At 40.2% G+C, this 13,882-nt stretch carries 9 protein-coding genes and 1 tRNA gene; 4 read left to right on the top strand and 6 right to left on the bottom strand.

The genetic code is table 11. The features are described from left to right. The 4 genes from DNK84_RS11520 to DNK84_RS11505 all read left to right on the top strand — a co-directional run. A partial coding sequence (locus tag DNK84_RS11520; protein ID WP_162902416.1) for an OmpA family protein occupies positions 1–678 on the top strand: 678 nt, incomplete at its 5' end. Positions 679–684: 6 nt separating this feature from the next. Further along, positions 685–1,377 (top strand): tetratricopeptide repeat protein, encoded by a 693-nt coding sequence (locus DNK84_RS11515; protein ID WP_119344644.1) that lies wholly within the window; start codon positions 685–687, stop codon positions 1,375–1,377. Positions 1,378–1,483: 106 nt separating this feature from the next. Continuing rightward, complete coding sequence (locus DNK84_RS11510) at positions 1,484–2,296, top strand: nitrilase-related carbon-nitrogen hydrolase (protein WP_119344643.1); 813 nt, start codon at positions 1,484–1,486, stop codon at positions 2,294–2,296. A 368-nt stretch (positions 2,297–2,664) separates the two neighbouring features. Further along, positions 2,665–2,752: transfer RNA gene (locus DNK84_RS11505), tRNA-Ser, on the top strand. A 15-nt stretch (positions 2,753–2,767) separates the two neighbouring features. Here the strand turns inward: DNK84_RS11505 and DNK84_RS11500 are convergent. From DNK84_RS11500 to DNK84_RS14695, 6 genes are all read right to left on the bottom strand, one after another. Next, complete coding sequence (locus DNK84_RS11500) at positions 2,768–4,483, bottom strand: NAD-dependent malic enzyme (RefSeq protein ID WP_235826894.1); 1,716 nt, start codon at positions 4,481–4,483, stop codon at positions 2,768–2,770. 360 nt (positions 4,484–4,843) lie between these two features. Then, entirely contained in the window at positions 4,844–5,698 is an 855-nt protein-coding gene (locus DNK84_RS11495; RefSeq protein WP_162902415.1) for a universal stress protein, read from the bottom strand. Positions 5,699–5,799: 101 nt separating this feature from the next. Further along, positions 5,800–7,977 (bottom strand): primosomal protein N', encoded by a 2,178-nt coding sequence (locus tag DNK84_RS11490; protein ID WP_119344641.1) that lies wholly within the window; start codon positions 7,975–7,977, stop codon positions 5,800–5,802. Between the two features lie 4 nt (positions 7,978–7,981). Then, the gene (locus DNK84_RS11485; RefSeq protein WP_119344640.1) at positions 7,982–9,238 is read right to left on the bottom strand and encodes an MFS transporter; all 1,257 of its coding nucleotides are present in this window, start codon (positions 9,236–9,238) and stop codon (positions 7,982–7,984) included. A gap of 52 nt (positions 9,239–9,290) precedes the next feature. Then, a complete protein-coding gene (purL, locus tag DNK84_RS11480) occupies positions 9,291–13,181 on the bottom strand; it encodes a phosphoribosylformylglycinamidine synthase (RefSeq protein WP_119344646.1) in 3,891 nt (1,296 codons plus the stop codon). Positions 13,182–13,366: 185 nt separating this feature from the next. Further along, positions 13,367–13,693 (bottom strand): hypothetical protein, encoded by a 327-nt coding sequence (locus tag DNK84_RS14695; RefSeq protein WP_208123317.1) that lies wholly within the window; start codon positions 13,691–13,693, stop codon positions 13,367–13,369. Positions 13,694–13,882 lie beyond the last annotated feature (189 nt).

The raw sequence follows: 13,882 nt of genomic DNA, 5'->3' as shown, positions 1-13,882 counted from the left end.
GAGATGTCTACTCGACAAATTTTAAAGAGAAAACATTTAGTAAGCTTTGCTATAACAGGCATTGTGGCTGTTTTGGCAGGTTGCGCATCACAAGGCTCAGCACCAATAGAAGGTATTGGTCCACAGGCAGGGGCATCACAGGAGCCAGCTGTTCAAACAAGTGGACTTGGACAGGTGGAAGGGCTTCAGGGAGAATCAATTGCACAATTACAGCAGCGTATCTATAATGCAAGTGCTTATACACCAGCCCAACAACAGCAAATGATCGCGGCTTTGCGCCAGATTTCTTGCAAAATTGTTTATTTTGCTTTTGATAGTACAAAACTCACGGATCAGGCACAAACTTGTCTTAAACAGGTCGCCAATTATGCAATTGAATTTAAACAACCCATTCGGCTGGCAGGGCACACCGATCCAAGGGGTAGCGAAAAATATAATCTAAACCTTGGTCAACGCCGTGGTGATAGTGTACGTCAGTATTTATTGCAAGAAGGTGTCCCAAGCAATTTGCTTTGTACAGTAAGTTACGGTGAATCACAACCGGCAGTAAGCCCACAGGCACTTTATGCACAAATGTGTAAAAATGCTATGACAAAAGAGTGTAAAGGTGAAGCGCAACAAAAGGCTTATTATTTAGATCGCCGTGTGGTGCTTGATTTTGGTCAAAAGTGCAGGTAAATCAGTATGAAGCGATTAGAGAAATTTTTTATCGCTTTTTTAGGCGTTGTCTGTTTTAAACTTAGTACTGCAGCAGATGTGGATAATTTGCAATTACAGGTGACAAAGCTTAGCAACCAAGTCAATTATTTGATTGAACAGCAAAACAAGAATGATCAGGAAAATATTTCTCAGCAGTTAAATGAATTGCGTGGGCAAATCCAGCTTAACAGTTATAAGATCAATCAGCTTAATCAGGTTGTGACACAGAAGCTTAAGGATTTTGACGAAAAACTAAGTATGCTGGAAAAAGAAGTGAACAAGCCTTCAGCAAAGCAATTGAAGCTGCAGCATGATAATGCAGCATTTAGCAAAGCAAAGCAAGCGGTTCTAAATAAACAGTATCAATTAGCAGAAACGAATCTCAAGCAATATTTAAAGGATTTTTATAATGGTGAGCATTACTCAGAATCATTGTATTTGCTTGGGCAGGTTTACTTAATTCAAAACAAGCCAAAAGACGCCTATCAACAGTTTAAGACGATTGTAACACGCTATCCAAAGAGTATAAAAATTGCGCAGGCAACCTACAGTCTTGGATTACTTGAGATGGCAAATGGGAATACAGAACAAGGGAAAGACTACCTTAAAACCGTTGTTAAAAAATATCCTCAAAGCCAAGTGGCAAAAAAGGCACAAAAGCAACTACAAAGCCTTTGAATCGGGTGGTATCAGCAGCTTTATATGCTTTTGCGACTGAGAAAGCCTATAAAATAATTTGTGCGTGGTATATAATCAGTTTAATTGAGTCAAAGCGGAAGAGAATATGAGCAAGTTCGCCGTGATTCAGATGTGTTCATCAATCGCAGTAGGAATGAATCTTTTAGCTGTCAGGCGGCAAGTAAGCGAGGCAGCAGAAAAAGGGGCAAAAATCGTCGCTTTGCCTGATCATTTTGCACTTTATTCTAAAAATGAGAATGACTATGAGATTCATAAGGAAATTCTTGGAGAAGGTCGCATTCAGAACTTTTTACAGAAGTTAAGTGTTGAATCTGGCGTTTGGCTTATCGCCAGTGGTGTGCCAATTATATCAGAGTATGAGAATCACTCTTTTTATTTGGCGACAATAATTTACAATGATATTGGGCAGCTGGTCGATGTCTATTATCATTTATCTTCACAACCACCTGCGGCTTTTGCCGATGCGCATATATGCTTTGAATCACAGGTTTATGGTGAACAGGCAAAAGTGATTAAAACACCTTATGCGAATCTTGGCCTTGCCTCAGGTTTTGACTTATATTCTCCTGAGCTTTTTCGTTATTTAAAGCAGCAAGGTGCTGATATTTTTGTGGTATCTATGGCGATGGATTCAGATTTAGGCGCAGCAAGCTGGTCTTTTATGCTCAAAGCGCGCGCTTTAGAGAATAATACAGCAGTACTTGCAGCGAATCAAAGCGGATTTCATGAAGACACCGGCATTTTAAGCTATGGCAATTCAAGCATTATTTTAGCAGATGGTCGTGTGGCACAAAGCATTGAAATAGGAGAAGGGGTATTGGTTGAAGCTATTGCTTCTAGCACATTTCACAATACTGATGCTGATCAAGGTATTTTTCAATTAAAGTACCGGCGGTAGCAGAAAATAAAACTTTTGCTTGTATCCTAACAAATGCTCTGATAAGATTTGCCCGTTGTTTTAATTTGTGAAAATGCAAGGGTAGCATTTAAACAAATGTAAGGCGTACGCAGTGAGACGGCCTTAATTGTGTTAGGCTCTGAAGTGATGCGGTAACAATTTAAGTTTTGGAGGGGTGTCCGAGTGGGTGAGACGGTTCCCCGAGGAACGCTGGAGTTCCGAGCCGGTGAACGCTTTTTGCACCGGATTGGCAAAAAGCCGGGTTTTGTGAAAATGCAAGGATAGCATTTAAATAAAACAAGGAGTACGCAGTGCGACGGCCTTAATCGTGTTAGGCTCTGAAGTGATGCGGTAACAATTTAAGTTTTGGAGGGGTGTCCGAGTGGTTGAAGGAGCACGCCTGGAAAGCGTGTATACGGCAACGTATCGAGAGTTCGAATCTCTTCCCCTCCGCCACTTAGTTATTCGTTATTATACTAATTCTGTTTTATAGTGATAAGGATAATATTTAGGTTCCCAGATAACATGATCGATTTTGCGCCAGATATCATCGACTTCTTCTGCAACACCTTCTTCAATTGCTTGTCTTGCAACGGCAAAAGCCACATGGCGGCTGACGCTGTAGGCTTCATTTAACTCTGGTAATAGTCCCTCATCCTGCACAGAGTATTTTGCTAAGGCTTTACAAGCAGCCCAAAGCATTTTATCTGTAAAGCATTTTGCTTGAATGGCAACGATACCCAAGCCAATGCCTGGGAATACCAATGCATTATTAGATTGTGCAATACGATAGACTTTTCCTTTATACCCTACATCCGCAAATGGGCTGCCTGTGGCGATAAGTGCCTTGCCTTCTGTGAGGCGGATAATGTCTTCAGGAACACGTTCACACCGTGCAGTTGGATTAGAAAGCGGGAAAATAATTGGGTTAGCATTATTTTGGGCCATTTGGAGAATTGCCTTGTCAGTAAAGGCATTAGCCGCTCCTGAGCAGCCAATAAGCGTTGTTGCCTGGGATTGCTTTATCACTTCCTCTAAACTTATAAATCCATTTTCATCCCTTTTCCAGTTGGCAACTTCTTCAGGTTTTCTGGCATAAGGGCGTTGAAAATCCATAATTTCCTGGTCATCAACCAACAGACCATTTTGATCGATACACCAGAAGTGCTTATATGCTTCTTCTTTGCTTAAGCCTGAATTGATAAGCACATTGACAATTTCATCTGCAATGCCAAGCCCTGCTGTACCTGCACCAAAGATAACGATTTTTTGTGAAGTAAATTTAATCTCGGCTTTCTTACATGCCGAAATCAAGGCGGCAATTGCCACAGCTGCTGTGCCTTGCATATCATCGTTAAAGCTGCAAATCTGATGCTGATATTTAAGAAGGTTTTTACGAGCATTATCACGACCAAAGTCTTCCCAGTGCAAGAACGTATTTGGCATTTCTTCTTGCACGGCTTCGATAAATAGCTTAACCATTTCATCATATTGCTCACCACGGATTCTTGGATGGCGCCAACCAAGATACAAGGGGTCTTCTAACAAATGTCTGTTATTGGTGCCTGCATCTAAAAACACTGGAAGATAGCGGCCAGGGTTAATGCCTGCGCATAACGTATAGACCATGAGTTTTGCAACTGGAATTTCAATACCACCAACACCTTGATCACCGATACCAAGGACACCTTCTGCATCACTGACAACAATGATATCAATATCGGAATTAGTACGATTGCGTAAAATTTCTCGCATTTTATATCGATCCGGATAAGCAATATATAAACCACGAGGTGATAGGAATTTTTCACTATAATGCATCACGGCTTCCCCTACAGTGGGGGTATAGATAATCGGCAACATTTCATTGAGGTTATCTCGAACCAGGCGGTAAAAAAGCGTTTCATTGATATTATGTAAATTCTTTAAAAAGCTGTGTCGGCCAATGTTGCTGCGAAATGATTTGTATTGGCGATAGGCGCGAGCCTTTTGCTCTTCAAGCGACTCAATCTGGTAGGGTAGTTTCCCAAGTAGACCAAATTCTTCTCGCTCACGCTCAGAAAATGCTGTTCCTTTGTTTAAGGATGCCAGTGTTAAGAGGCTCTTGCCACGTAGGTCTGTATCAACCCACATTTCACCAGTTTCTTCATTTCGTTTGAATTCAAATCTTTTTGTTCTTTTCATCATAATCGTACTCGTTTATTAATTTATTGTTATGCTGCAAGTGGTATATACCATTTGCAATCCAGCTTACCACAATCTTCACAAAGTGCTTTGCAACTAAACACCACAAAATGATTTACGAATGGGATAGTAGATAAAATAAAGTCATAATATCGTTAAGGTTATACGTTTTTTTAAACTTCGCAAGCAGTTGCAAGCAGCCATGTTTTTACCGATCAATCGCGTCATGGTAAAGTATTTTTTCTTGGGTTTCAAAATGTAAATAGCACGTATTGAAAAAATCAGGCACTGGCCAAGCCAAAATCTATTGAGATAAAAGAATAGAAAACTTGATCCCCACAAAATAATGTGGGGTGCGCTTGTTTATTTTAATTTTTTGATCAAAACGTCCTGTTTTGCATGGTGTAAAACGGCATTGGCGGTAGAGCCCAGGAAAAAGCGCCCCAAAGCACCACGTTGATGACTACCTAATACAATCAAGCCATAACTCTCATCATTGGCAGTTTGTGTGATCTCATCAGCAGCATTGCCTGTGTTGTTATAGTGTTTACCATTAAAGCCATATTGTTTTGACCAGTCATCTAATTTGTCCTGGATGTCTTCGGCTATTTTTGTTTGGACTTCTGGGACAATGCCATAAATGCCGGTTACAACGGTTGGATCACCTTGAACCGTGATGGTGGAGACTTGTGCGTCAAATAGCTTGGAGATGACCTGTGCCAGTTTTGCGACTTCCTGGCTGTCATCTTCAAGATCGGTTGCCAGTAATGTTTTCTTATAGTTGAGAACCTTGTTTGGGTTATTTTCACGGATTCTTACTGTGAGCACGTCACACTTAGATTTATGCAGTACACTATTAGCTGTTGAGCCTAGCAATAGGTTGATACCATGTCGGCCATGTGAACCAATGATAATAAGATCACAATGGTTTTCATTGGCATAATGTGTTATTTGGTGGTTGGGGTTTCCTTCTAAAATGTGATAGCTTGCCTTAATGCCTTCAAGGCGAGGCTTAATTGTTTCAAGCTTTTCTTTGGCATTTTCCTGCAAGCTTCGCTGAAAGTCGATGGCAGCTGGTACAAACTCAGCAGCATTATCGATTACGGTGACAACGTCAACCGGCGCATTAACTTTTTCTGCAAATGCTTTTGCTGAGTCAATGACATGATTGTAATCTTCATAGATATTGATTGCAACGAGAATTTTTTGATAGTGCATCGTATTTTCCTTTTTTAACATCTCTGTAAGCACATGTTTTGATTTTAGCATAGTTATACAGCGCTTGTATCCGATAATCATGGGTAAAATTGAAAAATTTATTATTTTATCTCAATGGGATCGATGTCAAATGTGAGCTTAACTTTTGTCTGTTGCGTGATAAACCTATTTATACTTTTGAGTAAATAATGTAATGCCTTTCTATTGTTTGCGGTTAGCATCAGGCTAAACCGGTATTTCCCCGAACGTTTAGCTGCAATCGCTGGAATAGGGCCTGATATTTGGCATATCGCTTGTTGGTGTTGGGTCATTTTCCCTAACTGAGCGGCAAGCGTGTTTAGTGTGGTAATACACGCTGATTGTTGTGATGCCTGGGCATAAATATAGGCTTGGTAGCTAAAAGGTGGGTAAAGCAGCATCTTCCGAGTTGTAAGCAAGTGCTCAAGAAAATGTTGATAGTGCCCATTTAGTAGCAAAGCAAACATGGGGTTATCAGGTTGATAAGTCTGCAATAGAACTTCGCCTGCTTTGATACCACGGCCTGTTCTGCCTGCAACTTGAGTAATTAATTGCGCATTTTTTTCAATCGCGTGGAAGTCCTGACTGTAAAAACCGGCATCTGCATTTATAATGCCAACAAGGTTGACGTGTTGGAAATCATGACCTTTTGCAATCATTTGGGTGCCAACGATGATATCAACTTTTTTTTGTGTAATTGCGTGTAATTGCTTTTCAAGTGCACCTTTTCGCTGGGTTGCCGTTCGATCAAGTCGTGCGATACGTGCTAATGGGAATAGTTCAGATAAGTGATGTTCAAGTTTTTCTGTTCCACTGCCAAAATCGATTAGATCCGTTGACTGGCAGTTTTTACAGTGTGTGAAAATATTCACTCCTTTGCCACAGAAATGACAAGATAAATGCTGTGGGTGCAGATGTAGCGTATAAGGGGTTTCACAAGCATCACATTGTGCGCACCAGCCACAATCCTGACAGATAAGGCTGTGTGCAAACCCACGGCGATTCACAAATAAAAGCACCTGATCATTGTTCTCTAGTGATTGGGATATTTTCTGTTTTAAAATGCTTGAAATCCCTGATGGTGCTTTATGCTTTTGCAGATTAATTATTTGTATGGTATTAGGCGTTTGATTTAAGGCGCGTTTTGTTAAGTTTAACAAGTGGTATTTACCTGTTTTAGCATGATAATAGCTTTCAATAGAAGGTGTACCACTGCCAAGAATAACAGGAATGTCATGTGCTTTTGCCTTAACAATTGCCATATCTCTGGCATGATAATGTATTCCATTTTGCTGTTTAAAAGAACTGTCATGTTCTTCATCAACAATAATCATGCCAAGTTCTTTAAAATCACACAAAAGCCCAGCACGCGTTGAAATCACAATTTTAATATGATTCTGTTGAATACCATAATAATAGTTAAGCCGTGTTTGATCGCTGATTTTTGAGTTAATCACCACGGTTGGTACAGCAAATCGTGCATAAAAACGTGTTTGTGTCTGTGGGGTGAGATTAATTTCTGGTACAAGTACCAACACTTGTTTATTTTGCTTGATAAGTGGCTTTATCGCCTGGAGATAAACTTCAGTTTTACCACTTCCGGTGATCCCAAAGATAAGTGTTGTAGAAAAGCCATAAAGTCTGCTTTGTATCTGTTGTACTGCATGTTGCTGTTCTTTATTAAGCGTTGGTTCATCTTGATTATTAATGTTTTGAGCAGGTTTTATTTCATTCTCTAGCGTTGCCTTTTTCTTAATAATGACTTCTTTTTTTAGCAATGCCTGAATCGTTGCTAAATGAATATTATGCTGCTTTAAATCCTCATGATACAAGCGTGATTCTTGCGATAAGAGGCTAAGCGCTTTTTGTTGCTGATGTGCATTTTTTGCAGGGGTAAACTGCTTTGCTAACACGTAGTAGTATTGGCAACTAGGGTGTGCATGTTCTCTTTGTAATAAAAGCTTTGGCAAGGCAAGCTTGAATGCCTGGTAAAGTGAGCTGTGATAATAATGGCTTAGCCAGTTTATCATATTAATATTTATTGATGAAATAACAGGGGCAGTGTCAAGTACCTTGAGAACAGATTTAAGTTTCTTATGGTCAAAATCACAGGTAGATTGTTTGTCAATAATAATGCCAATAATTTGACGTTTGCCAAGCGGGACCAACACCCGTGTATATAGTACTGGCGCATCAGAAAAAGGGAATTTATAGTCTAGACCTTTTAAGAATGGTCCTGGCAAGGCAACACGAACATACATGTTGTTATTCTATGGTTGTATGTTTAATAAACTGATTGATGATAATAAAAATTAACATAATGGTGCTGGCAATAGAAAGAACATAAGCCGGTGCCAGAAAATCATCAGAAAGCTTAATGGTTGTTAAAACAATAACAGGTGTTAGACCGCCAAAAACTGCAAAGCCAATGTTATAGGCAAGCCCAATGCCAGAGTAACGTGTTTGTTGCTCAAAACTTTCGGTTAAAATTGCGGGGATATTTCCCCAGGAAAAAGCTACCACAACGGCACTTATCAAAACGCCTAAAAAGTAGAGTTGTGGGTAATTGATATAAATAATATAAATGACAAAAGACAAAAGGCCAGCTAAGACGCAGTTTAACACTAAGATAAAGGTGCGATTTGTCATGTCAGAAAGCTTACCGATAACAATGCATAAAACAGATAAAATCAATACACCAAGGCTATTCATCCAGGCAAAATAAGAGAATTTGAGTTTTAGGATGTTCGTTAAATAAGCCGGTAGTAGTAAAAATGTTGTCACAAATGCTAAAGCGCCAAAAGAGACAAGAACAGATGTATAAATCACTGGCCATAGTTGTGTACGCAAAAGCCGGGTCAAAGGTAATGAAAAAGCACCTTCAATAAAGGGCTGGAAGTTTTTGATATCAGCTAACTGGCGACGTAGGTAATAGGCGATAAAGCCAAAAATACCCCCCAGTAAAAATGGAACCCGCCAGCCCCATGTAAGCATTTGTTGGTGAGAGAAAACTAACAGTAAAAGTGCTTCAATAATAAAACCAAGTGCAACGCCTGAAATCAAAAAACAGAAAATTGTGCCCGTCATGACACCTTTTTTGTCAGGTGCAATTTCACTGATATAAGTAATGGCCCCTGGGATTTCACCACCAACAGAAATGCCTTGTCCGATGCGACATAGAATCAATAAAACTGGTGCCAGTGAGCCAACACTTGAATGTGTCGGCAATAGGCCAATGATAAATGTGGATAATGCCATAATAAAAATAGACATGGTAAAGGTTTTTTTACGGCCATATTTATCACCAAAGTGGCCAAATATAATACCGCCAAAGGGGCGTGCGAAGTAGCCCACTGCATAGGCACCAAAGGTTGCTAAAAGACTATTTATTGCAGAAGTTGCCGGGAAAAATAAATGCGATAAGTAAGTCGCAAGAAGCGCATAAATAATAAAATCATAGAACTCTAATAAGCCACCAGCGCTGGAAAGCATCAGTGTTTTTTTTGTGCTTTGCTGAATCATTTTATTCCTTCTTTTCTATCGTAAGACACGTTATTTTAACAGACAAAGTGCTTTAATCTACCCACGTTCTTGCGTTCATAAATAAACGCATCCAGGGTGAGTATTCATAATCTTTATTGCGCCAGTCTGCAGGATACCAGGATAATTGTGCTAAGCGGAAAACACGCTCAGGGTGTGGCATCATAATGGTTGATCTGCCATCTTGACTTGTAAAAGCCGTAAGGCCCTGTTCAGAGCCATTTGGATTTAATGGGTAATATTCAGTAGGTTGGCTGTGACTGTCAATATAGCGCATGCTTACCTGTTTATGTTCTATTAATGTCTTCATGCTGTTGGCATTATCATATTGCGTGCGACCTTCGGCATGTGAGACAACAATGGGCATTTTTAAGCCTTGCATATCCTTGAAAATAATCGACGTGCTGTCAAGCACTTCCACCATGGCAAGACGTGCCTCAAACTGCTCTGATAGGTTTTTGACAAATAAAGGCCAATGATCAGCGCCTGGAATAATCGATTTTAATTGAGACAGCATCTGGCAACCATTACACATACCAACACTAAATGTGTCGCTACGGGCAAAGAAATGAGCAAACATATCATAAAGCTTTGGATCAAATAAAACTGATTTTGCCCAACCACCACCGGCACCTAGTACATCACCATAGGAAAAACCACCGCAGGCCGCTAAACCTTTGAATTGATTTAAATCAATCCGATTATTTTGTAAGTCACTCATATGCACATCAATCGCATCAAAACCGCTTAAGGTAAAGGCTGCTGCCATTTCATTATTGCTGTTTACGCCTTGATCACGCAAGATGGCGACTTTAGGCTTGATAGATGTGTTAAAGTATGGTGTAGCAATATTTTCTTTGAAATCAAAAGGGACCTGCGCAAATAAGCCATGATCATTCATGCCTTTGATTAAGGCATGCTCTTGATCAGCACATTCGCTGTTATCACGCATTCGTTGAATCTGATAAGATGTTTCAGACCATAGGCTTTGTAGTTGTGCACGTGTTGCTGAGAAAACTTCATCGATGTCATGAAAAATGACGAGCTTCGAGTCTTCATGGGAAGTAACCGGTTCGCCAATGACATGTGCTTGTAACTGAAAGCTTGCTAGTACTGACATAACAAGGTCTCGGTCGCTGTTTCTGATTTGAATAACCGCGCCAAGCTCTTCACTGAATAAAACAGAGGGTATATCATCACCTAGATTATCAATATGCACTTCAAGCCCACATTTTGCAGCAAACATCATCTCAGTTAAGGTCACAAAAAGTCCACCATCGGAGCGATCATGATAGGCAAGAATCTTATCTTTTTTCACAAGCTTGTGAATTGCTGCAAAAAAGTTTTGCAGTGGCTTGGCCTCGATATCCGGTGTGGCTTCACCCAATTCATTATATACCTGGGCAAAACAAGAGCCACCAAGCCGGTTTTTCCCGAAACCAAGATCAATAAGTATCAAATCGGTTTCCGGAATACCAAGGCGTAATTGTGGGGTTAATGTGCGGCGAATATCCTGCACCGGTGCAAAGGCTGTTGTGATTAATGAAACAGGGGCAGTTACTGATTTTTCTTGCCCATTGTCCTGCCATTTGGTTTTCATTGACAAAGAGTCTTTACCCACTGGAATCGTTAAATCCAGTTGTGGGCAGAAATCAAGCCCAGCAGTTTTTACCATTTCATATAATCTGGCATCTTCACCGGGATGGTTACATGCTGCCATCCAGTTTGCCGAGAGTTTAACATCAGATAAGTGATAAATATAGGCTGCGGCAATATTTGTAATTGCCTCGCCAATCACGATTCTTGCGGCAGCTTTTGGGTTCATTAACGCCAAGGCAGGTCGCTCACCCATGGCCATGGCCTCACCATGATAGCCGGTAAAATCAGAGGCGGTTACTGCAACATCAGATACCGGGAGCTGCCATGGTCCAACCATCTGGTCACGGCAAGTCATACCACCAACGCTTCTATCACCAATAGTGATTAAAAATTTCTTACTACCCACAGCCGGCAGGCGAAGAAGACGAAATGCAGCTTCTTTGATATCAATGTTATGATAATCCCATCGACTAGAGGCGCCTTTGATACTTGTCACCTGTTTGGTTATTTTAGGTGGTTTGCCTAATAAGATTGATAATGGCATATGAATAGGGTCAATCGCTGCATGAGAATCTTTTAATATTAGCGTTTTTTCCTCAATCGCTTCACCTACAATAGCATAAGGACAACGTTCACGTTTGGCAATTTGGTCAAACTTCGCGACATCTTCAGGTAAAATTGACAGCACATAACGCTCTTGAGATTCATTACACCAGATTTCAAGTGGAGAAAGCCCTTTCTCAGCGACATCAATGGCGTTTAAATCAAAAATGGCACCACGATCACAATCAGCAACTAATTCAGGCAATGCATTAGAAAGACCACCGGCACCGACATCATGAATACTGATGATCGGGTTATCTGATCCCAGCATCCAGCAGGTATCTATTACTTCTTGGGCACGGCGTTGTATTTCCGGATTTCCACGTTGAACAGAGGCAAAATCTAAATCTTCTTCAGAGTGGCCAGCATCGACAGATGAAGCAGCGCCACCACCTAAACCAATTAACATGCCAGGGCCACCTAGCACGATGATTTTTGCGCCAACAGGAATTTTTTGTTTTGCTATTTGCTCTTCTTTAATATTACCATAGCCGCCTGCGATCATAATCGGTTTATGGAAACCTCGCACCTCATTATTAATCGCTTGTTCATACGTGCGAAAATAACCACATAAATTAGGCCGGCCAAACTCATTGTTAAAAGCAGCTCCTCCCAGGGGTGCCTGGAGCATAATGTCAAGTGCGCTGGCAATTCTTTGCGGTTTGCCATAGTTTACTTCCCATGGCTGAATATCGCCATCAATATAAAGGTTTGAGACAGTGTAACCGGTAAGACCTGCTTTAGGTTTTGCGCCTCTGCCGGTGGCCGCTTCATCCCGAATCTCACCACCGGCACCAGTTGCCGCCCCTGGAAAAGGGGCAATGGCTGTTGGATGGTTATGTGTTTCAACCTTTATTTGGATGTGAATAGGTTCTTGTTTAAAGCAATATTGATTGTTTTCATCTTTTTGCAGTCGTTGTCCCAAGTAGCCGGCAATCACAGCTGCATTGTCATGATAGGCGGATAAAATATTCTCCTTGTGATGTTCATAGGTGTTTTTTATCATATCAAAGAGGCTGTAAGCTTGTTTTTGACCATCAATCACCCAGTCGGCTTTGAAAATTTTATGACGGCAGTGCTCGGAGTTTGCTTGTGCAAACATCATAAGCTCAACATCGGTTGGATTACGTGCCAAAGCTTTAAAAGCATTATATAAATAGGTGATTTCATCCTCTGATAGTGCCAGACCAAGTTTTTTATTCGCATTTTGCAGTGCAATCTGACCTTCTTCAAGCATGTTAATGATTTGTAAGTCTTTTTTAACATGTGTGTCTATAAAAGGGTTTATCTGATCAAGTGAGAAATAAATACTTTGTGTCATACGATCATGCAAAAGCTCAGCGAGCGCTTGTAATTGCAATTGTGATAAGGCGCTTTTACTATTTATATAATAAACAATGCCGCGCTCAACGCGTTTAATATCATGTAAACCGCAGTTTTGCATGATATCTGTTGCCTTTGATGACCATGGCGAAATGCTGCCAGTGCGTGGCATGACGATGATGGTTTGCCCTGTTTTCTCTGTCAACTCACCCTGGGCGCCATAGTGCAATAGTGCATTGATTTTCTCAAGTGCTTGTGTGCTTAAAGGGTTTGCTTCTTGAATAAAATGAATATACTCCGCCTCTACACTTATGATGCCATGACAGATGTGTTGAAGCTTTGTCAGTAATTTTTGCTGGTCAAAGGAAGATAAAGCATTATTGCCAAAAATTTGCAACATTTGTTGTCTCATGGATTCCGCTTTGAAAGTGCCCCTATTTTGATAGATTTATCTTCAATTGGAAAGTTTTTAATAAAGAAAAATGATTTACGATGAGTATATATAGGTGGCAGGATTGATAAATTACCTTGTAGCAATGTGATATGAAACAGTTTGAGAGGGTTTAGAAAAAATGCCCAGGTATATTAGCCCACAACAATACTATTTAAAATTTGTGTTACCCTTTTAAAGTTCTTTATGATCACGTATGCCTGCTTCTCATGATCAAAAGCAGGAAGTGGCTTAGTCATCATAGGCTGATAGCAATATTCCTTAGCTATAAATTCTCCTATATGTTCTTGGAATACTAGCATTTTCTGCCCTTGAGATAGTTTACTACGACCGCCTCTCCGATTAAAAAAACTAATTAATTTATCTTTTAATGTGTCATCAGAGTCTTGAATTTGGGCGCATTCGGAATTTGTGGGTAAATAGTTCTTTACCGTTGAATTAATCTCCAAGGTATAATACAACTAAATGTATTCACCTTAATGAGTTTGACCATAATGAACTTAGCTGAGCAAAACTTACAAGACATTCAAAAAGAAATATCAACTATAATTGAAAAATTGACTGCGCTGAACACTAGTAAATGTATAGCATATAGCACCAATAAAGTTGAAACATGCTTAAGAGTTATCAAATAACATATCAGAATAGTA

Source organism: Facilibium subflavum (genome assembly GCF_003574485.1).
Lineage (GTDB): Bacteria > Pseudomonadota > Gammaproteobacteria > Francisellales > Francisellaceae > Facilibium > Facilibium subflavum.
The sequence above is the reverse complement of the archived record's forward strand: the minus strand, read 5'-3'. Positions and strand labels throughout refer to the sequence as shown.

Bases quoted from the DNA above. Each gene is read 5' to 3' on its own strand.
- DNK84_RS11515 (WP_119344644.1), top strand. From the start codon at position 685: ATGAAGCGATTAGAGAAATTTTTTATCGCTTTTTTAGGCGTTGTCTGT.
- DNK84_RS11510 (WP_119344643.1), top strand. From the start codon at position 1,484: ATGAGCAAGTTCGCCGTGATTCAGATGTGTTCATCAATCGCAGTAGGA.
- DNK84_RS11500 (WP_235826894.1), bottom strand. From the start codon at position 4,483: ATGATGAAAAGAACAAAAAGATTTGAATTCAAACGAAATGAAGAAACT.
- DNK84_RS11495 (WP_162902415.1), bottom strand. From the start codon at position 5,698: ATGCACTATCAAAAAATTCTCGTTGCAATCAATATCTATGAAGATTAC.
- DNK84_RS11490 (WP_119344641.1), bottom strand. From the start codon at position 7,977: ATGTATGTTCGTGTTGCCTTGCCAGGACCATTCTTAAAAGGTCTAGAC.
- DNK84_RS11485 (WP_119344640.1), bottom strand. From the start codon at position 9,238: ATGATTCAGCAAAGCACAAAAAAAACACTGATGCTTTCCAGCGCTGGT.
- purL (WP_119344646.1), bottom strand. From the start codon at position 13,181: ATGTTGCAAATTTTTGGCAATAATGCTTTATCTTCCTTTGACCAGCAA.